At 69.9% G+C, this 17,443-nt stretch carries 22 protein-coding genes; 11 read left to right on the plus strand and 11 right to left on the minus strand.

What is annotated here, in order from left to right; all coding sequences use genetic code 11:
- Positions 1 to 3 precede the first annotated feature (3 nt).
- Together ACFY29_RS09655 and ACFY29_RS09660 are read right to left on the minus strand one after the other, a co-directional pair.
- The gene (locus ACFY29_RS09655) at positions 4 to 420 is read right to left on the minus strand and encodes a hypothetical protein (RefSeq protein ID WP_386984796.1); all 417 of its coding nucleotides are present in this window, start codon (positions 418 to 420) and stop codon (positions 4 to 6) included.
- 20 nt (positions 421 to 440) lie between these two features.
- Entirely contained in the window at positions 441 to 2,297 is a 1,857-nt protein-coding gene (locus ACFY29_RS09660; protein ID WP_386984798.1) for a hypothetical protein, read from the minus strand.
- Positions 2,298 to 2,802: 505 nt separating this feature from the next.
- Here ACFY29_RS09660 and ACFY29_RS09665 point away from each other — a divergent pair.
- Genes ACFY29_RS09665 through ACFY29_RS09675 form a run of 3 tightly spaced genes read left to right on the plus strand, consistent with a single transcriptional unit; the run spans position 2,803 to position 5,250 of the window.
- On the plus strand, positions 2,803 to 3,357 hold the full coding sequence (locus ACFY29_RS09665; RefSeq protein ID WP_328423996.1) for an NAD(P)H-dependent oxidoreductase: 555 nt from the start codon (positions 2,803 to 2,805) through the stop codon (positions 3,355 to 3,357).
- Positions 3,358 to 3,382: 25 nt separating this feature from the next.
- Entirely contained in the window at positions 3,383 to 4,396 is a 1,014-nt protein-coding gene (locus tag ACFY29_RS09670) for an ATP-binding cassette domain-containing protein (RefSeq protein ID WP_328423994.1), read from the plus strand.
- Entirely contained in the window at positions 4,393 to 5,250 is an 858-nt protein-coding gene (locus ACFY29_RS09675; protein ID WP_328423992.1) for an ABC transporter permease, read from the plus strand. Before ACFY29_RS09670 ends, ACFY29_RS09675 begins: the two co-directional genes overlap by 4 nt.
- Before the next feature lie 84 nt (positions 5,251 to 5,334).
- On the opposite strand, the gene ACFY29_RS09680 is transcribed toward ACFY29_RS09675, so the two are convergent.
- The gene (locus ACFY29_RS09680) at positions 5,335 to 6,240 is read right to left on the minus strand and encodes an AraC family transcriptional regulator N-terminal domain-containing protein (RefSeq protein WP_386984801.1); all 906 of its coding nucleotides are present in this window, start codon (positions 6,238 to 6,240) and stop codon (positions 5,335 to 5,337) included.
- Positions 6,241 to 6,397: 157 nt separating this feature from the next.
- Between ACFY29_RS09680 and ACFY29_RS09685 the strand changes: the two genes are divergently transcribed.
- Entirely contained in the window at positions 6,398 to 6,703 is a 306-nt protein-coding gene (locus ACFY29_RS09685) for a putative quinol monooxygenase (RefSeq protein WP_386984803.1), read from the plus strand.
- Between the two features lie 49 nt (positions 6,704 to 6,752).
- Complete coding sequence (locus ACFY29_RS09690; protein ID WP_386984805.1) at positions 6,753 to 7,718, plus strand: alpha/beta hydrolase; 966 nt, start codon at positions 6,753 to 6,755, stop codon at positions 7,716 to 7,718.
- Positions 7,719 to 7,823: 105 nt separating this feature from the next.
- On the opposite strand, the gene ACFY29_RS09695 is transcribed toward ACFY29_RS09690, so the two are convergent.
- Positions 7,824 to 11,135 carry an ATP-binding protein gene (locus tag ACFY29_RS09695; protein ID WP_386984807.1) on the minus strand — a complete coding sequence of 1,104 codons (3,312 nt, stop codon included), beginning with the start codon at positions 11,133 to 11,135 and terminating at the stop codon, positions 7,824 to 7,826.
- Between the two features lie 170 nt (positions 11,136 to 11,305).
- Between ACFY29_RS09695 and ACFY29_RS09700 the strand changes: the two genes are divergently transcribed.
- Both ACFY29_RS09700 and ACFY29_RS09705 read left to right on the plus strand, forming a co-directional pair.
- A complete protein-coding gene (locus ACFY29_RS09700; protein ID WP_386984809.1) occupies positions 11,306 to 11,758 on the plus strand; it encodes a helix-turn-helix domain-containing protein in 453 nt (150 codons plus the stop codon).
- Positions 11,751 to 12,119 (plus strand): DUF4180 domain-containing protein, encoded by a 369-nt coding sequence (locus ACFY29_RS09705; protein WP_386984811.1) that lies wholly within the window; start codon positions 11,751 to 11,753, stop codon positions 12,117 to 12,119. The genes ACFY29_RS09700 and ACFY29_RS09705 overlap by 8 nt, the downstream gene beginning before the upstream one ends.
- Before the next feature lie 5 nt (positions 12,120 to 12,124).
- Here ACFY29_RS09705 and ACFY29_RS09710 read toward each other — a convergent pair whose 3' ends face one another.
- On the minus strand, positions 12,125 to 12,754 hold the full coding sequence (locus ACFY29_RS09710; protein WP_386984813.1) for a hypothetical protein: 630 nt from the start codon (positions 12,752 to 12,754) through the stop codon (positions 12,125 to 12,127).
- A 199-nt stretch (positions 12,755 to 12,953) separates the two neighbouring features.
- Here ACFY29_RS09710 and ACFY29_RS09715 point away from each other — a divergent pair, with 199 nt between their 5' ends.
- The gene (locus tag ACFY29_RS09715; RefSeq protein WP_328423971.1) at positions 12,954 to 13,175 is read left to right on the plus strand and encodes a hypothetical protein; all 222 of its coding nucleotides are present in this window, start codon (positions 12,954 to 12,956) and stop codon (positions 13,173 to 13,175) included.
- A gap of 65 nt (positions 13,176 to 13,240) precedes the next feature.
- Here ACFY29_RS09715 and ACFY29_RS09720 read toward each other — a convergent pair whose 3' ends face one another.
- On the minus strand, positions 13,241 to 13,948 hold the full coding sequence (locus tag ACFY29_RS09720; protein WP_386984815.1) for a hypothetical protein: 708 nt from the start codon (positions 13,946 to 13,948) through the stop codon (positions 13,241 to 13,243).
- Complete coding sequence (locus tag ACFY29_RS09725) at positions 13,905 to 14,147, minus strand: hypothetical protein (protein ID WP_386984817.1); 243 nt, start codon at positions 14,145 to 14,147, stop codon at positions 13,905 to 13,907. The genes ACFY29_RS09720 and ACFY29_RS09725 overlap by 44 nt, the downstream gene beginning before the upstream one ends.
- A 136-nt stretch (positions 14,148 to 14,283) precedes the next feature.
- Between ACFY29_RS09725 and ACFY29_RS09730 the strand changes: the two genes are divergently transcribed.
- Both ACFY29_RS09730 and ACFY29_RS09735 read left to right on the plus strand, forming a co-directional pair.
- A complete protein-coding gene (locus ACFY29_RS09730; protein WP_386984819.1) occupies positions 14,284 to 14,694 on the plus strand; it encodes a type IV toxin-antitoxin system AbiEi family antitoxin domain-containing protein in 411 nt (136 codons plus the stop codon).
- Positions 14,695 to 14,942: 248 nt separating this feature from the next.
- Positions 14,943 to 15,386 carry a hypothetical protein gene (locus tag ACFY29_RS09735; RefSeq protein WP_386984821.1) on the plus strand — a complete coding sequence of 148 codons (444 nt, stop codon included), beginning with the start codon at positions 14,943 to 14,945 and terminating at the stop codon, positions 15,384 to 15,386.
- A 207-nt stretch (positions 15,387 to 15,593) separates the two neighbouring features.
- On the opposite strand, the gene ACFY29_RS09740 is transcribed toward ACFY29_RS09735, so the two are convergent.
- Genes ACFY29_RS09740 through ACFY29_RS09755 form a run of 4 tightly spaced genes read right to left on the minus strand, consistent with a single transcriptional unit; the run spans position 15,594 to position 16,788 of the window.
- Positions 15,594 to 16,004, minus strand: a complete 411-nt coding sequence (locus tag ACFY29_RS09740; protein ID WP_386984823.1) for a GIY-YIG nuclease family protein — start codon at positions 16,002 to 16,004, stop codon at positions 15,594 to 15,596.
- A gap of 9 nt (positions 16,005 to 16,013) precedes the next feature.
- On the minus strand, positions 16,014 to 16,277 hold the full coding sequence (locus ACFY29_RS09745; protein ID WP_386984825.1) for a hypothetical protein: 264 nt from the start codon (positions 16,275 to 16,277) through the stop codon (positions 16,014 to 16,016).
- Positions 16,274 to 16,537, minus strand: a complete 264-nt coding sequence (locus ACFY29_RS09750; protein WP_386984827.1) for a DivIVA domain-containing protein — start codon at positions 16,535 to 16,537, stop codon at positions 16,274 to 16,276. The genes ACFY29_RS09745 and ACFY29_RS09750 overlap by 4 nt, the downstream gene beginning before the upstream one ends.
- On the minus strand, positions 16,534 to 16,788 hold the full coding sequence (locus ACFY29_RS09755) for a hypothetical protein (RefSeq protein WP_386984829.1): 255 nt from the start codon (positions 16,786 to 16,788) through the stop codon (positions 16,534 to 16,536). Before ACFY29_RS09755 ends, ACFY29_RS09750 begins: the two co-directional genes overlap by 4 nt.
- A 348-nt stretch (positions 16,789 to 17,136) precedes the next feature.
- Here ACFY29_RS09755 and ACFY29_RS09760 point away from each other — a divergent pair, with 348 nt between their 5' ends.
- Positions 17,137 to 17,391 carry a GntR family transcriptional regulator gene (locus ACFY29_RS09760; protein ID WP_386984831.1) on the plus strand — a complete coding sequence of 85 codons (255 nt, stop codon included), beginning with the start codon at positions 17,137 to 17,139 and terminating at the stop codon, positions 17,389 to 17,391.
- Positions 17,392 to 17,443: the final 52 nt, after the last annotated feature.

Consider the following 17,443-nt stretch of genomic DNA (forward strand, 5'->3'; position numbering starts at 1 on the left):
TCCTCAACTGTGTCGCAGCCGAGCGACCCGCAGGGTCGCCTGGGCAAGTCGGTCGACCCGGTCCGAAAAACCCGTGCGCGGCCCGTCCTTGGGCTCAGCGACGGGGACCGGCGCTTCGACGGAGCTCCCGGCATCGCGGTCGCCTGAGGGTGTGACCGACAGGTTCGCCTCGTCGATCAACGCACGGGCGCGATCCTCGACCTGACGACGCTGCTGAGGCGACTCCCGGGCCTCAGCCCGGAGCGTCGACATGGTGAGTGACCAGGCCCGGTTGAGGCGCTGAGGATCGTCGAAGAGGCTCGTCTCCAACGGCGGCCCCGGGTCCACGTAACTGCTGGACGGCAACACCCAGACGGCGTCGTCGACGAGATACCGATCCTCGGGCTGACCCTCAGATTGTGGTGTGTCGGGTGTCGCCACAGGTCCTCCAGTCTCTCTCATCATCGCCATGCGAAGTCACCAGCACCAAGGTCTTCGCGCCTTATCAGGTCATTGAAGTGCACGAGCTTGAGCGCGAACCGGTAGCTGATATAGGTCAGGTTCAACGCCGAGACGATACAGAGCGCGATCCAACGCCAGTCAGTGATTCCAACGAAGGTCAGCGGGTCGGCGATGCTCCCCCCAGCGATCGGTGCCGGTGCGCTCGGTGGCGGGGAGCTGAGATACAGCACAACCGCGATCACCGAGACCACCCCGCTGACGACGAGTGACAGACGCGCAAGCAGTGAACCACCGACCAGCGCGTCCTTGTCCGACGAGAGGCCGAACCACGAGGCGGCCACTGCCGGCAACGCGAGCATCAGGGCCGGCAGACCTCCCACCTGGGTGCCCTGCGGGCTGTTCAGGAGGTTGCCGGCAACCGCCAGCAGGAGGGTGGTGGCCAGGGCGGTGATCGCCGCGCGCCCACGGGCACCGGGTGGCGTTTCTTTGAAGGTGGTGATCAGTTGCAGGTCTCGCAGTTTCGGCGCGGCCCTGGAATATCCCCGCATATAGACATGCACAAAGTTTTGCCCGCGCTTGCGACGAACTCGAAAATGGTGGTCGGTGACCCGGTCGTCGTCGGTCGCACTTCTCGTCTGGTCGAGCTCGTGCGCGCAGAGGTGCCTTTTGTTGTCGGGCTTCTTACCGGCCCGGTCCTCGTCGGCGGGGATCCCGACCGGCGCCCTGCCGCGCCACTGGCGAGTCAGCAGGACCCGGCAGTGCCGGCACTGCAGGTACTGCTTGATGACGTACTTGTTCGCCGGAGCGTTGACCCGCAGGTGGTAGCTTTCGGCGGTGAGCGCCAGTTCCACCGGTATCGCCACCTTGTCCGGCTTGAGACCGAGCCCGAGCCGGAGCAGCCCCCGCCAGCTCGTGGTCAGCGACGCCGGCACGAAGGTCCGCTCGTACTTGATCAGGAATCGCCCGCTGGATGCGTCAACCGTGGAGACAACGGCGACGATCGGGTACGACCAGCTGAGGGCCGCGACGTATTTGCGGACGCGCTCGCGGCTGTCGTCGTCGGGAAATTTGATCTCCTCGAGAATGACGTCCAACCGTCCGTGCACCTGACCGGTGTGCAGTGGCCCGCGGGTCGCCACGATCTGAAGCATGGCCAGCTCGGCCGCGCGCACGGGCTCGTCCAGGGTCTTCGGCGGGGAAGGCGCATCCTTGGCAGCGAAGATCTCCATCAGGATGAGCCGAAGCCCCGCCGCAGCCAGCTTGGTGGTCTCCTCGTAGGAGAGCGTCGGCAACGAACTGCCGCCGGCCGACTGGAGCTGGAAGTTGTCCACCAGCTCGCCCTTTATCGGCTGCAGGATCGGGATGTAGAGAGCCCTTCCGCCGTCCTCGGCGTCGGGCAGCGCGAACGAGATCGACACCTGCTGCCTTACCGCCCGCTCGTCGAGGTCGACGGTTTCCGCCAGCCGAGAGCGGGAGCGGGCCGGGTCGACGATGAGCTCCACGAACATCGTGATCGCCTTGCGGTCCTGCTCGCTGAGGCGCTCGGCCGCCGACGCCTGTAGGCGCTGCAACCACGGGACGTCGGGTTGTCCCGGGCGCTGCGCCACGGTCTTCTCCTCGCCCAGACGCTGCCGCAACCTCGAGAAGATCACCCCGCCGAGGATGAGCGCCGCCGCCAGGCAGAGGGTTCGTGCGAGGCCCTCCAGAAGGTTGCCGTTGCGGACGAACCATTCGCCGTACGCATCGAGGCGGTGTCGGAGCCAACCTGTGCCGCCTGCGGCGGTGACAAGAACGGCGGCCGCCCCGGCGAAGGCAATGTTCATCATCATCTTTCGTACGGAGTGCGGCTCGTCCATGACCATCACGCTCCCCGCCCTGCGACAGCGATGAGTACCCGAGGGGGTACACGCTGCTACAGCACCACGAACCATGTCGAAGTCCCGACCAAATAGGACAGCTCGCAATGTTTAGGAAGAGACTCGTGTGACGGAGAACACTGTGACCTGCCGTTGTGGGTACGGGCGCTAAATGCCGACAGATCTACACCGCTAATACTTGTTACCACACCGTGATGCGGCCTCACCGGAACGGTCATCCCTGCCTGCCCGTGCCGCCAGGAAACGTACAAATATCGGGCCTCATTACTCAATGGAATGGCCGCAACACTGTCGTCTGGCTGACTGGATGCACTGGTCAGAGGGCTGATACAGCCGGACGGCCAGCATCGGTCGTCGACTTCGGTTGGGGCATCAGGGCACCGTTGGCGACAAGGAGTCCGCGCCCGCTAGATCGGATCTAGCGGGCCGCCGGCCGTCCCCTCGCGCCTGACTGGTGAGAGTCCGGAGGCCGGGAGGGGAAACGATGACACCGCTCAGGATCGCCGTGATCGTCGGCAGCACCCGCGAGGGGCGGGCGGGGGACAGGGTCGCCCGCTGGTTCGTCGATCAGGCCGAGCGGCACGACGACCTCACGGTGACAGTCGTTGACCTCAGCGAGTACGACTTCCCGGCCAGCTATCCGGCCGAGCCGACCGCATCCATCCGGGCGTTCGTCCGCGAGGTCGGCCGGGCGGACGCGTTCGTCGTGGTCACCCCCGAGTACAACCACAGCTTCCCGGCACCCTTGAAACAGGCGATCGACTATGCGTACGACGAGTGGCAGGCCAAACCGGTCGGCTTCGTGTCGTACGGTTGCCGGTCCACCGGCCTGCACGCGGTCGACCAACTGCGCACCGTCTTCACGGCGCTGCACGCGATGACGGTGCGCGACGTCGTCGGGATCGACCTGCTCGCCGGTGAACCGACGCCGCAGTGCACCGACGAGCTACGCCGGGACACCCGCGTCCTGCTCGACCAGCTCCGCTGGTGGGGTCTGGCGTTGCGCGACGGCCGCGCCGCCCGGCCGTACGCCTCCTGAAAACGTCTGACGAAAGGTAAGGATCATGAGTAGACGCACCACCGGCCTGGCCATCGAGGCCGAGGGGCTCACCCGCTCGTTCGGGGACACCCGGGCGTTGGCCGGCATCGACCTCCAGGTGCCCGCCGGCACCGTCTACGGCCTGCTCGGCCCCAACGGGGCGGGCAAGACCACCGCGGTCCGGGTGCTCGCGACGCTGCTGCGACCCGATGGCGGCAAGGCGCGGGTCTTCGGGCACGACGTGGTCACCGAGGCCGACGCCGTCCGCAGCCGGGTCAGCCTCACCGGCCAGTACGCCTCCGTCGACGAGGACCTGACCGGTACGGAGAACCTGGTGCTCCTCGCCCGCCTGCTCGGCCTGCGCAAGCCGGCAGCCCGCGACCGCGCGGCGGCCCTGCTCGCCGCGTTCGGCCTGACCGAGGCGAGCGACCGCCAGGTGAAGAAGTACTCGGGTGGGATGCGGCGGCGCATCGACATCGCCGCCAGCATCCTCAACACCCCCGACCTGCTCTTCCTCGACGAGCCGACGACCGGTCTCGACCCGCGCAGCCGCAACCAGGTATGGGAGATCGTGCGGGCGGTGGTGGCACACGGCACCACGGTGCTGTTGACCACCCAGTACCTGGACGAGGCCGACCAGCTCGCCGGGCGGATCGCGGTCGTCGACCACGGCCGGGTGATCGCGGAGGGCACCCCGGGCGAGCTGAAGTCGTCGGTCGGCTCCGGCACCGTCCACCTGCGACTGCGGGACCCGGGGCAGCGGCCTGAGGCGGAGAAGGTGCTCCAGGCGGCACTCGGCGTACCGGTGCAGCTCGAAGCCGATCCGGTCGCGTTGGTTGCTCGGGTCGGCGAGGCCGGCAGCGACCTCGACGCCAGCGCGCAGGCCGCCCGCGCGCTCGGCGACCTGGCCCGCGCCGGCATCGTCGTCGACGACTTCTCCCTCGGCCAGCCCAGCCTGGACGAGGTCTTCCTGGCCCTGACCGACCACCCCGCCGTGCCCGCCGACGAGCGGGACGACCAGCTGGAGGCAGCCCGATGAGCGAGGCCACCACCACCACGACCGAACGGGCGCCGTCCGTCTACGTCCCGTCCGCCGAGGCGCTGGCGACCGTGCTCGCGCCCGGTGCACGACCGCCCCGGCCGAGCGCGCTGGGCGCGTCGCTGATCTTCGGCTGGCGGGCCATGCTGAAGATCAAGCACGTGCCGGAGCAGCTCTTCGACGTGACCGCGTTCCCGATCATCATGGTGCTGATGTTCACGTACCTGTTCGGCGGCGCCCTCGCCGACAGCCCGCGCGACTACCTGCAGTTCTTCCTGCCCGGCATCATGGTCACCAGCGTCGTGATGATCACCATGTACACCGGCGTCGGCCTCAACACCGACATCGAGAAGGGCATCTTCGACCGGTTCCGGACGCTGCCGGTCTGGCGGCCGGCCGCCCTGGTCGGCATGATCTTCGGCGACGTGCTGCGGTACATCCTCGCCTCCCTGGTGATCCTCGGCGTCGGGCTGGCGCTCGGGTTCCGGCCCGACGGTGGGGTGGGCGGCGTCGCCGCCGGGATCGGGCTGTTGGTGGTCTTCTCGTTCGCGTTCTCCTGGGTGTGGACGTTCTTCGGGCTGGTCCTGCGCAGCGAGAAGTCGGTGATGGGGGTCAGCATGATGGTGCTGTTCCCGTTGACGTTCCTGAGCAACGTCTTCGTCGAGCCGAGCACCATGCCCGGCTGGCTCCAGGCGTTCGTGAACGTCAACCCGGTGACGCAGCTGGTGGCCGCGGTCCGCGCGGCCATGTCCGGCTCGTCGGATGCGTCCGCCACGATGTGGTTGCTGGTGTGGAGCGTCGGGTTCGTGGTCGTCTTCGGCACGCTCACCATGTACCGCTACAACCGCCGCTGACCCTGCTCTGATCGACGGGCGCCGCCACCGACGTGGCGGCGCCCGTCGTCGGTCGTCTGACCGCCGGGGTGTGTCCGCCGGCGGTCAGACGACCGCCGGCACATCGGCGCGGGTGATGCCGTGCAGGCGGGCGGCATCCTGGCTGGGAGGCGCGCCGAACTGGCGACGATATTCGCGGCTGAACTGCGACGGGCTCTCGTAGCCGACGCGGATGCCCACCCCGGTGACGTCGTTGGGGTGTGTGGCGAGAAGGAGCCGCGCCTCCTGCAACCGAATCTGCTTCTGGAACTGGATCGGGCTCATGGCGGTCACGGCCTGGAAGTTGCGGTAGAACGCCGACACGCTCATCCCCGACAGCCGCGCCAGATCCTCCACCCGGAACGGCTGCGCATAGTGATCGCGGATCCACCGGACCGCCCGGGCGACGTGACTGAGGCTGCTGTCGGCCAGACCGAGTTGCCGGACGGCGGCACCCTGCTCGCCGGCGAGCAGCAGCCACAGGATCTCCCGTTTGATCAGGGGCGCGAGCACCCTGACGTCCCGCGGCCGGTCCAGCAGCCGAAGCAGTCGGATCACCGCGTCGCCGAGTTCGTCGGGAGCGTCGCTGACCACCATCCCCGACGGCGTCCCGCCGGTCAGGGGCGGGAGATCGCCCGGTGCCGCCTGCAACAGCAACTCCGCGACCGTGGCCGGGTGCAGCAGCAGCCCGAACCCGAGAGCCGGCGAGTCGGCACTGGCCTGGGTGAAGTGGCCGGTGACCGGCAGGTCGACCGACGCGACAAGGTACTGACCGGCGCGGTACTCGTACACGCGGTCGCCCAGCGCCATCTGTTTGGCGCCCTGGGCGATGAGTGCCAGCACGGTGCCCGACATCGACGTGGTGGGCGCGGTCTGGTGCTCGACCTTCGAAATCAGCACCCCGTCGATGGCGGTGCTCATGTCCGGGCGGGCGTGGCGGGCCAGCAACGCCCGCAGCTCTTCGAGGTCCACGGCCCGATTGAAGCACAAGGCCAATACTCGCCACAACAGTAGGATCAGGCAAGAGGCCGGGAGCATCTGTCTAACGTTTTCCCTGGTGGCGATGCTTCCATAGGAGTGTCAATTTCCCACGAGCTGATCGCAGCTCGATGATTGAGGAGACACTTCGATGACTGCCCAGCACGGGTTCCAGGCCACCATGACCGCCCAGCCGGGAAAGGCTGACGAGCTGATCAAGCTGTTGCTCGACGCGCCGTCCCTGCCCCACGACGACTGCCTCGTCTTCCTGGTGTCCCGCTCGGCTTCCAACCCCGACGTCGTCCACGTCATCGAAGGCTGGACCAGCGCCGAGGCGCACAGCGCGTTCTTCGGCGGCGAGCAGGCGCAGGCCCTGGTCGCGAAGCTTCAGCCGCTGCTGGCCGGCGAGTCGACGTACACCGACGCGGTGCCCGTTGGCGGCAAGGCGACCTTCTGAACCGGCGACCACACCCATCACCCCGACCCTGATCAGCGAGAGGACCCTGATGAACACCCCCCGACCGGGCATCGACCCCGAGTTGCTCGTGCCCCTGGCCGAACTGCCGCCCATGCCGCCCCTCGGCCCCGAGACGATCGAGCAGCTGCGCCACTTCCCCCAACCGCCGATCGAGACCCACCTGGAAGGCCGCGCGGTGAAGCGGCGCGAGGTCACCGTCCCGGCCGGTGACGGGGTTCCGATCCCGCTGTCCATCTTCAGCCCCACCGATCGTGCCGCTGGAGCGCCCTGCGTCTACTGGATCCACGGCGGCGGGATGATGTGGGGCGACCGCTTCTCGAACATCGACATCCCACTGGAATGGCTCGACCTGTTCGGCGCCGTCGTGGTCTCCGTGGATTACCGGCTGGCGCCGGAGGCAACTGGCGAGACCCTGGTCAACGACTGCTACCAGGGCCTGCTCTGGGTGGCCGAGAACGCCGCAGACCTCGGCATCGACCCCGCCCGCATCGTCGTAGCCGGTGCCAGCGCCGGAGGTGGCCTCGCGGCAGGGGTGACGCTCATGGCTCGCGACCTCGGCACCCCGGTCATCGCCGCCCAGTTGCTGTCGTGCCCCATGCTCGACCACCGCAACACCACCACCTCCAGCCGTCAGTACAGCGGGCTGGACGGCGTGTGGACCCGGGAAATGAACGAATTCGGCTGGCGCAGCGTCCTTGGTGAGCACACCGGCGAGAACGTCTCCGCGTACGTCTCACCCGCGCTGGCGGACGACCTGTCCGGCCTGCCGACCACCTACATCGACGCCGGGACCGCCGAGGTCTTCCGCGACGAGGACGTCACCTACGCGACCCGGATCTGGGCCGCCGGCGGCCAGGCGGAGTTGCACCTGTGGGCCGGTGGCTTCCACGGTTTCTCGGCGCTGTTCCCGCATGTCCGCGTCTCGGCCGCGGCCCGGCGCACCCAGACCGACTGGCTCGCCCGGGTCCTGGACCCCAGCCCTGACAAGGACTGAGCCGGACCCACGGCCGGCGCCGATCGGGCATCGCGCCGGCCGTGGATACCCGCGTCAGTCCCGGCATCCCGGCCCTCGGATGGCCGGGTCCATGCCTCACGGTCTTCAGAGCCGCCAGCGCAGCGGCTGGGTCGGCAGGTAGCGGCAGGTGCTGCCGGTCGAAACGGCTTCGCGCAGGTGGCTGGCGAGCGCCGGGTGCCGCTCGTCGAGCTTGCGCAGCGTGTCCCGGATCCGCGCGGTCACCGTCTTGCGCGCCCGCTCAGCCTCATCGCCCAGCCGCCGACTCCGACCGGCCAGCCCGGCAGCCGCACGCAGCTCGTCGAGCAGCGCGCCGCGCTCGGCGTCCAACTCGGCCACCTTCCGGTCGTCGTCGCGCACGGCAGCCCGGTCGATCTCCTCGTCGAGGCGCGCCAGGTGCCGTCGGTAGCGGGCCTTCGCCTCGTCGTCGAGGACCGGGTCGCCACCCATCCGGCGGGCGGCGACCAACTCCGGCCCGGCCGCCGGGTCGAGCAGCTCGACCGCCGGTACGTCACTGCCGGGCCGGCTCAGCAGCAGGTGCAGGTCGTGCAGCCCCTTGGCGTCGGGCAGGTGTACGACGGCACCGCCGTAGGCGAGTTGCCAGACCGGCCCGTCGCGGCGGAACTCGTACTCCTCGAACGGCGCTCCGGCCGGCGGAACCTGGCGCAGCCCGATGGCCTGGCCCGACCCGGCGGCCTGGTCCGGCTTGACGACCTGGCGCGGCGCGACGGCCTGGCCCGACCCGATGACCTGGCCCGGCTTGGCAGCGTCGGTGGGTGCCGGGCCACCGAGCCGGTCGAGCACCTGCGCCATGCCGAGCGCGGTGGCCTCCCGGGCGGTGGCGGCGCGCAGTGCGGCCACCGTCGCGGCGTCGCCCGGCTCGTCACGGCGGGCCAGGGCGGTCGCCAGCCCGGCGTTGGCGATGAGCGACCAGGTCCGGGCACCCATCCGGTCGGCCGCGTCGCGGGCCGCCGCGAAACCGGCGATGGCGTCGCCCCAGCGCTCCTGCGCGGCGTCGACCACCGCCAGCCAGTGGTCGACGGGACCGCTGATGTCACAGCCGAAGAGCCCCACCATCCACTCTCCACGGTGTGGGGCCAGCGCGGCTCGTGCGTCGTCGCAGCGCTGCGGGTCGCGGGACGCCGCGGCAGCCTGCGCGCGCAGCCGCAGCCACAGCGGCGACACCGGACGCGGGTACCGGATGTCGGCGGCCTCGATACCGGCGGTCAGCCGGACCGCCGTTTCGTCGTCACCGCGCTCCGCCGCGGTGATCGCCAGCAGGAGATCCCGGTAGGGGTAGTCGGTGGGACCCAACCCGTTCAGCAGAGTGCCGGCCTCCTCGAACCGGCCCTGCAGCAGTAGCCGGGACCAACGCAGGTGATGGCCCATGAACGCGAACTCGGCATGGCCCGGGTCGGCGATGTCGGTGAGGACGGTGAAACGCTCGTCGGCCTCGACGAAGTCACCCCGGAACGCCGCGATGATCCCACCGTCCACGGCTGCCGCCATCCGAGGTCGGGCCAGGCCGTCCTGCTCGCTCGCGGCGACGAAGGTGGTGAGCTCCTCGACAAAGCGGGGGTCGCCGAGCTCCACCAGCGCCACCCAGCGCAGCGAGGTGGCCCACAGCTCGGTCTCCCGGTCGCCGGTGCGGCGCGCCACGTCCCGGATCTCGGCGGTCAGCGCCGCCCGTGCACCAGCGGTGCCCAAGCCCCAGGTGGTGTCGTGGCGGGCCCACAGGCTGAAGGTGAGCGTCTCGTCGTCCCGGCCCCGGCGGGCGATCGTCTCGGTGGCGGTGATCAGGTCGGCGATCAACGTGCCGACCGACGCGGCGCCATCCGGCTCGCCGATCAGCCTCCGGTACGCCTCCCGCAGCAGCTCCACCCCGTCGACCGAGCGCCCAATCTCCACCTGGCGGGTGCGGTTGACGGTGAGAGCGACGCGGGCCAGCAGGACCGGGTCGTCGACCTTACGGGCCAGCGTTGCGGCCTCGGCGAGCAACTGCCCGGCCTCTTCCCGGCCGGCGTGGTGGTAGCGCAGCTGACCGAACTCGACCAGGATCCGGACCCGCTGTGCCCGGTCCTCGACGACCTCCAGCGCCCGGCCGAAGTGCACCCTCGCCTCGTCGGTCGCGAGCCGGGAGGACGCATCCCGTGCCGCGGTCACCAGCAGCTCGGTGGCCCGGGCCCGGTCAAGCGCGGGGCCGGCCAGGTAGGCGTGGCGGGCCAGGTCGGCCGGGATCAGCCGCTCGGTGAGCTCTGCCAGAGCGTCGACCGCCCGGACGACGTCGGCATGCCGGGCCCGGCGGTCCTCCTCGGTGAGCCCGTCGTAGAGCGTCTCCCGGACCAGGTCGTGGGCGAATGCGAAGCGGCCGCCACCCCGGGCGACCACCAGTCGGGCGGTCACCGCCCGGTCGAGCAGCCGGTCGACCTGCGCCGCCGGCGCCGCCACGCTGGCCGCCAGGACCTGACGGTGAAACTCCCGGCCCAACACGGCGGCGACGGTGAGCGCCTCGACGACGGCCGGGGGCAACTGAGCCAGCCGACGCCGGACCGCCTCCCGTACGCCGGGTGCGATCGTGCCGCCCGCACCGTCGGCGCGCCACAGCCGGGCGGTCTGCTCGATGAAGAACGGATTGCCCCCGGTACGGCGGTGCACCTCGTCGACCAGACCGGCGTCGGGCTCCCGCCCGGCGGTGCGCGCCATCAGCGCGGCCACCTCGTCCCGTGACAGGCCGGTGAGGGTGATGGTGGTCGCCTTCGTGACCAGCGGCATCAGCAGCGGGCGCAGCGGGTGCTCGCCCGACTCGACCTCCGCGTCGCGGTAGGTGCCGATCAGCAGCAGCCGCTCGAACCAGGTGTGCTGGGCGGCGAACCCCAGCAGCCGCAGCGAGGCCGGGTCGGCCCAGTGCAGGTCGTCGAGGACGACCACGACCGGCCGCTCCTGGGAGACCGCGACCAGTGCGGCGGTCACCGCGTCGTACAGGGCGAAAGCCTCGCGGTCGCCGAGGTCCGCGCCCGTGTCGACGCCGGCCCAACTGGCGGTGCGGCCGACCTGCTCGCCGTTGGTGTCGGCCTCGCCGAGCAGGGCCGCGAGAGCCGGCTCCGCGGCCGGGCGCGCCACCGCCCAGTCGTCGGAGCGTTGCAGGCCGCGCAGCACCTGCACCCACGGCCAGTAGCCGGGGGCGCTGTCGGAATCCCAGCAGGCGGCGCCGAGCACCAGCGCGCCGCGTTGCCGGGCCTCCCGGGCCGCCGCCGTGACCAGGGTCGTCTTGCCGATGCCCGGCTCGCCGGTGACCAGGACGAGACCGCCGTGGCTGGTAGCGGCCCGATCCAGCTCAGCGCGCAGCAGACCGACCGGATGATCCCGCCCGATGATGGCGTCGCCGAGCCGCGCGTCCATGGTTTCCAGACGGTACTGGAACCGTCCGACAACGGTCGGCTGCTTTTCGGGTCGTTGCTGAGGGCCGCCGTCGACGGCGGCCTGGTGTTCCCCAGGCCCTCTGGAGCTGATGCCGTCGGGCGCACTCCCATCACTCCCTAACCTTCCCTATCGGGGTAGGGTAGGGAGCGATGAAGGAAGACATGTACTCGGTAGAGCAGGTCGCCGACCGGCTCGACCTGCACGTGCGCACGGTGCGGGGCTACATCCGGTCCGGCCGGCTGAGGGCGGTGCGGATCGGCAAGCAGTACCGCATCGCCGCCAGCGACCTCGACGCGTTCACCGGGCAGACCCGCACCGCCACCACGACGGCCGGACCGGCGGAGGTGTCGAGCATCGTGCAGATCGACGGCGTCGACCGGGCCACCGCCGACCGACTCGGCACGCTCATGCTCGCCAGCGCCAACACCGGCCACGACCCGGCCAACCCGCTACGGGTGCAGACCGTGCACGACGAGGAGCGGCACCGCTTGAAGATCATCATCCTGGGCGATCCCGCCGCCACCGCCGAGCTGCTGCACCTGCTCGACGCCGTACTCAACGCCGACAACGGCCTGTTCGACCGGGAGGTCAACGATGCCTGACGAGGTCCAGGAACGCGTCGGCGTGCAGGTGCTGGTCTGCGACCCGGCCGGCCCGCCGATAGCCACCGAGCAGGACGCGCTGGACCTGATCGGCGCGGCGTTCCTCGGCGCCCAGGTGGTCGCCGTGCCGGCCAGCCGGCTCGACGAACGCTTCTTCTCGCTGGGCACCCGCTTCGCCGGCGAGGTGATGCAGAAGTTCGTGAACTACCGGCTGCGGCTGGCCGTGGTCGGCGACATCTCGGCTCACCTGGCGGAGAGCTCGGCGCTGCGTGCCCTGGTGCACGAGTCGAACCGTGCCGGGCACATCTGGTTCGTCCCCGACCTCGACGCCCTCGACGCCCGCCTCCGCGCTGTGTCGTAGCCGCCTCAGCGGTTGTCGCCGACGGCCATCTCGACCGCGTCCGGTTCAATGCCTCTGGCCTGCGCCTCCTCGGCCGCCCAACGCAGATACGCCAGCCATTCCTCGGACGACCAGCCGTTTCGGCGACCGACGCCGGCCTCGGCGGGGAGACGGCTGGCGACCACGCGGTCGAGGATCAGCGGCTGCACACCGCCCACCCCTCGCCGGTAGCCGACGAAGTAGAGGACCTTCGTGAACAAGCCCGGCCCCAACCACGGCAGGCGAGCGTGGTTGGGGTCGCGGAAGCGGCGGTACGCCGTACGCAGCGCGTCCTCGTCCGGCGCCGACACTGCTTCAAGGGCGTGGGCCAGGCGCTGGCCCTCCGGATCGGCGTCGAGCGACTTGGCGGCTCGCCAGGGCCCGTACCCGATGGGTCCGTAGCCCCACATCAGCACGGCGGTCAGCAGTTGCCGAGGGCTTGCCGAACCCGCCCGGTAGGCATCGGCCACGGCGAAGACGTCGCGCCGCCAGACGCCGCCGCTCAACGGAAAGTTGTCAGGCCACGCGTCCGGTGGCAACGCCGCCCGCCAACGGTCCGGATGGACGGTGATCGGAGCCTGTTCCCCCGGCAAGGTCAATTCGCCGGCCATCGTCATGACTACCTCCCTCGATCGCGCGCTTGGGACCTGCGCTGTTCGGACGCTACGGTCAGGCACTCCTACATGCCGTCCGCTGGCGCCATATCGCGGCATCGAGGGGCGCGAACCGCCTGGTGTCGTGTCGAGCTGGGCTGCCGCCACCACGGCCCCGACCGGGCTCAGGACTAGCCGCCGAGCGACCGGGTACGCACGATGCATGGGTAGCCACAAGCAGAACAAACACGACAGCGGCGGCGAGTCGGCACGAGGCCGGCGGCATCCGGGCAGCGGCGCTCCGGGCCGCCAGGGCTCGCCCATGGAGCACTCGCCCGATCAACGGCACCGCCGTACCGCGACCGGCTCCGCCGGCACTGAGCGCGACCAGGGCCGCTCCACGGTCGCCCGGGAGGGGCGGGTGCACCGCCAGGGCGGCTCCTGACCTGACACGTCACCGGTGCAGCCGCCCCGCGAATGCGCGCGGCGGCTGCACCGGATGCGTGGTTGCTACGCGGTCGCGCAGATGGCGTACGACGTGTCGGACCAGTTCCCGGCGAACGCGTCCTCCTCGTACGCGCCCGAGGCGGCCGACGTCGGGGCGGTGGCCGGACCACCGTTGGGGCGGAAGTCGTCCACGATGCCCTCGCCGGTGACCCCGTTCAGCTCGTAGCCGGCGCCGGTCATCACCTTCCCGACCGGGCAGGTCGCGACGACGCTGCGGAAGTCGAGGGAGTTGCTGGTGCCCACCGTGGATGCGCGCACCAGGCCGGGCAGCGGGTTGGCGCAAATGGCGTACGCGGTCGCGGACCAGTTCAGGGCGGTGGCGTCCGACTCGTAGGCGCCGACGGTGACCGACGTCGGCGCCGCGGCGACACCACCGTTGGGACGGAAGTCGTCAACGACACCCTCGCCGGTCACACCGTTCAACTCGTAGCCCGTACCGGTCAGCACCTTGCCGACCGGGCAGGTCGCCGTGGTGCTGTGGAAGTCGGCGGAGTCGCTGACGCTGGTCGTGGAGACCCGCACCAGACCGGGCACCGGGTTGGCGCAGATCGCGTACGCCGTCACCGACCAGTTGCCCGCGAACGCCTCCGTCTCGTAGGCGCCCACGGTGACGGCCGTCGGCGCGGTGGCCGGACCACCGTTGGGGCGCAGGTCGTCGACGACACCCTCACCGGTCACCCCGTTCAGTTCGTAGCCCGTACCGGTCAACACCTTTCCCGACCGGACAGGTCGCCGTGGCGCTGTGGAAGTCGGCCGAGTTGCTGACGCTGGTCACGGAGACCCGCACCAGACCGGGGACCGCGGCGGACGCCGGGCTCGCCGGGGCGATCACCACTCCGGCCACGACAAAACCGAGCACGAGTACGGACGCTCGGGCACCGAACCGCCGGGCTTGTTTCTTGGTACGCATGTGTTTCTCCCGTCTGAGACCTGGGCGGCGGGTGTTACGACGCCGACGCCCAGGCCGTTCGTGATGACGGGTTGACGGTAGGTAGTCGTCTGACCAGGCATTATCTCCAAACCGACTACGTCATGTAACGGACCGCATGAACCCCAGCCAAGGAATCCGCTACAGGTTGCGGCAATGTGTATCGAGTTTCCTTGTGGGGTCGGAGGAAAGATCAGAAACCGGGCGCACCCCCCTTAGCGCCCTCCCGGTCACCTTTAGCTACTCCGAGGCCCTCGACGCTGGCCTCTCTGAGTGGCAGCTGTACCGGTTGAGGGATCAAGGGCTCATCGCATCCATCGGTCGCGGTCTCTACCGGCGGCACGGCGCCGCAATGGCCGACATTGACCTCATAGAACTCGCCCGCCGCGCCCCCTCAGGCACGCTGTGCCTGACCACCGCGCTAGCTCGTCACGGCCTCACCGACGAAATCCCCTCCCGCATCGATGTCGCACTACCCCGTGGGGCATCGGCCGGCTACAACCGCACCCGTCGCCTGGCATTGGTTTGACCCGACAACCTTCGAGATCGGACGTACGGAGCTGCCGCTTGATCTGGCTACCTCGATCGGGATCTACGGCCCGGAGCGCAGCATCGTTGACGCGATCCGGCTACGGCACCGTGAGGGACCAGACCTGGCGTACGCGGCGCTGCGGCGTTGGTTGAGACGGCCCGGCGCATCACCATCAAAGCTGTTGACGATCGCTCGCGAGTTTCCCAAGGCAGAGCGACGCTCCGAGAGGCACTGGAGATCCTGCTGTGACCGCACGTCCGACCCGCGCCACAGTTGGCGGCCGCGCCTACCTCGACCTTCAGAACCTGGCCCGCCGCACCGCCGACCAGCTGCTGACCAGCGTCATGCGCGGTACGCGTGGCGCCTGGCCGCGCGCCTGCGCCTGGCTGCTCCGGCTGGCGTTGGAGACCGCGATGGACGACTACTGGCTGCGGTCGCGCCCGGAGATCGTTTCGATGCGCGCCCGGTCGCCCCAATTTCTCGTCCTTGACCGCCCCGCTGGCCGGCACATCGCCGCCCGGGCCGGTTACGCATGGTCGGCGCTGTCCAGGGCGGGCCATCACCACAGCTACGAGCTCGGCCTCACCGCGGGCGAGCTCCGCCGACTGCGGGAGATGGTGGCAGCAGTGGTGCACGACCTGGCGCGCGCGCAGGTCGAGCAGGAACGGGGAGCCGATGACGGTGCTTGACGTGGAACGCCTCCGGCGCGTCGCAGCAGCTGCCGCCGCTGGGCCAAGTCCCTCATCGACACCTCGGGCAACAACCGCCTGCTCTACTACCGCAACCTGAAAGCCGGCACGCTCGCTCTGACCGGGGCTGACCCGATGGCCGTCACCCGTTTGCTGTCCGGCAAGCCGCAGACGCTCGGGCAGCTCCTTGGCTCGCTGCCGCCTCCGTTACTCGCCACCGCCTGCCGCGCGGCGGGGCCTGGGGATGTGCCGGTTGAAGCGCGGCTTCAGGGCCAGGACCAGGGCTTCCTTCGTACCCTCCGGGTTGTCGGTCTCCTGCCAGCGGACCTTGCACCGACCCAGCCAGCCCGCGATGTCGGCGGCTGACGCCGCATTGTCCGGGGTGTCGAGGAGTTGTCCGACCTGGTCATGCAGCACCGACGAGTCACGGTTGCCGTTCAGGTGCTGCCGGAGGCGATCCCGCAGACCCCGCCTGGTCCGGCCGACGTAGATGACCACGCCACCGTCGAGGACCACGTGCACGCCGGGGGCGCGGGGAGCGTCGGCGACGGCCTCCATGGTGTACGGCTGGGGAGCCATGAAGCCGGCCAGCAGGTCGTCGTGCGCGGTGTCGGGCATCCCCGGACGCTACCGGCGTGGACCCTCATTCGTGGCCCCGCACGGGCCGTCGTGGTCCTCGCGGCGTCGGCAGCGGCCGGCCCCGTCGAGCTTGGCGTCACACCAGATTCGGGTACGCAGGAACTGGCGATCCTCCTCGCTGAGGGTGGTCTCACCGAAGTCGATGGCGGTGACGTGACCGAGCGAGTCGTGTAGGGCTACAGCCAGGGTGATGGCCCCGTCGAGGCTGGTCAGGGTGGTGGGAAGGTGGATGATCCAGCGGGGTGCGGTCATCGCTGCCACCGGCTGTTCGGTGAACCTGGATCTGTGTGGCGGCAGCCGGTGTGCCGGGACTGCCACTGCCGCAGCGCCTGGCGGATGCGTTCGGCCTCGGTGTTTGCCGTGGTCAGCTCGCGGTGCAGGCGTTCGAGTTCGTCGGCTACCCGGCTGAGGTAATCGTGCACCTGGGCGGGGTCGAGGCCGCGCCAGCGGGTGTCGAAGGAGGCAATGCGGGCGTGGTACGGGTGCAGCCGCTCGCCGGTCGCGTAGATCATGGCTGCTGCGCCTTCTGCTCGTCGATCAGCGCGCAGATGTGCCGGTTGGTGAGACCGCGTTGGTCGAGGACTCGGCGGCCCCGGTGGTGGAGATGGCAGGGGTGGGGTGCGCGGTCGTTGCGGCAGCGTCGGCCCTCGGGCCACTGCTCGGCGGCGTGCACGGTGACGGCCTTGACGGCGAAGCTGACATCTTCGGCGGTGACGTAGGGCGGTAGGGGTAGTTCACTGAGGATCTCGTCGATCGAGTCCATGGCCCTCCTTGAACGGTTGGTTGCGGCGCCGAGGCGGGCGGGGTCGGTCGGTACGACCGCGCGTCCGTACCGACCGGAGCCCAGCACCCACCCCAGGCCCGCTTCCTGCTCGGTCGCCGACAGGCGGCCGAGTGACGTGTTCGGCGTCGGAGCAGCGCGCCGGCCGCGGAGTCGGGTATCCGCGCTGTCGGGTAGCTGCTGCTCCGACAAAGGCAGGGACCTCAGTGCCTAGCTGGGGCCTTTCCTCGCCTTCGCACTCTACCGGCATTGCTGGTAAAGTCAACGTTGCCCTTGAAGTTCTCCTAGCTGCCGTGATCAGATGTGTGGGCCTAGCTGGGAGTACTTCGCATGCCCGCACCACGAAAGTTCGAGCCCCACTACCGGCGGATCATCGCCGACATCAGGGAGCGCATCGCCTCCGGCGAGTGGCCTCCCGGCCACAAACTGCCGTCTACCAAGGCGCTAGCCGAGATGTACGAGGTGGGGAGCCAATCGACTGTTCGGCAGGCCGTGACCATCCTCATTGAGACCGGAGAGTTGTACGGCCACCAGGGGTTAGGGGTTTTTGTCGCCGACCGGGCCGGCAGACAATCAGAAGGCTGAGCGACCGCTCACGCCGTGGAGGCGGCAGCGACGATTGCCGGCCAGGCACCCC

The sequence above is a fragment of the Micromonospora sp. NPDC000668 genome, from assembly GCF_042897975.1.
GTDB lineage: Bacteria > Actinomycetota > Actinomycetes > Mycobacteriales > Micromonosporaceae > Micromonospora.

Coding starts and splice junctions, on each gene's coding strand:
- ACFY29_RS09755 (WP_386984829.1), bottom strand. CDS start 16,788: ATGGACTCGATCGACGAGATCCTCAGTGAACTACCCCTACCGCCCTAC.
- ACFY29_RS09725 (WP_386984817.1), bottom strand. CDS start 14,147: ATGCGTACCAAGAAACAAGCCCGGCGGTTCGGTGCCCGAGCGTCCGTA.
- ACFY29_RS09760 (WP_386984831.1), top strand. CDS start 17,137: ATGCCCGCACCACGAAAGTTCGAGCCCCACTACCGGCGGATCATCGCC.
- ACFY29_RS09660 (WP_386984798.1), bottom strand. CDS start 2,297: ATGGACGAGCCGCACTCCGTACGAAAGATGATGATGAACATTGCCTTC.
- ACFY29_RS09670 (WP_328423994.1), top strand. CDS start 3,383: ATGAGTAGACGCACCACCGGCCTGGCCATCGAGGCCGAGGGGCTCACC.
- ACFY29_RS09730 (WP_386984819.1), top strand. CDS start 14,284: ATGAACCCCAGCCAAGGAATCCGCTACAGGTTGCGGCAATGTGTATCG.
- ACFY29_RS09715 (WP_328423971.1), top strand. CDS start 12,954: ATGGGTAGCCACAAGCAGAACAAACACGACAGCGGCGGCGAGTCGGCA.
- ACFY29_RS09750 (WP_386984827.1), bottom strand. CDS start 16,537: ATGATCTACGCGACCGGCGAGCGGCTGCACCCGTACCACGCCCGCATT.
- ACFY29_RS09690 (WP_386984805.1), top strand. CDS start 6,753: ATGAACACCCCCCGACCGGGCATCGACCCCGAGTTGCTCGTGCCCCTG.
- ACFY29_RS09675 (WP_328423992.1), top strand. CDS start 4,393: ATGAGCGAGGCCACCACCACCACGACCGAACGGGCGCCGTCCGTCTAC.
- ACFY29_RS09740 (WP_386984823.1), bottom strand. CDS start 16,004: ATGCCCGACACCGCGCACGACGACCTGCTGGCCGGCTTCATGGCTCCC.
- ACFY29_RS09745 (WP_386984825.1), bottom strand. CDS start 16,277: ATGACCGCACCCCGCTGGATCATCCACCTTCCCACCACCCTGACCAGC.
- ACFY29_RS09685 (WP_386984803.1), top strand. CDS start 6,398: ATGACTGCCCAGCACGGGTTCCAGGCCACCATGACCGCCCAGCCGGGA.
- ACFY29_RS09695 (WP_386984807.1), bottom strand. CDS start 11,135: ATGGACGCGCGGCTCGGCGACGCCATCATCGGGCGGGATCATCCGGTC.
- ACFY29_RS09705 (WP_386984811.1), top strand. CDS start 11,751: ATGCCTGACGAGGTCCAGGAACGCGTCGGCGTGCAGGTGCTGGTCTGC.
- ACFY29_RS09710 (WP_386984813.1), bottom strand. CDS start 12,754: ATGACGATGGCCGGCGAATTGACCTTGCCGGGGGAACAGGCTCCGATC.
- ACFY29_RS09665 (WP_328423996.1), top strand. CDS start 2,803: ATGACACCGCTCAGGATCGCCGTGATCGTCGGCAGCACCCGCGAGGGG.
- ACFY29_RS09700 (WP_386984809.1), top strand. CDS start 11,306: ATGAAGGAAGACATGTACTCGGTAGAGCAGGTCGCCGACCGGCTCGAC.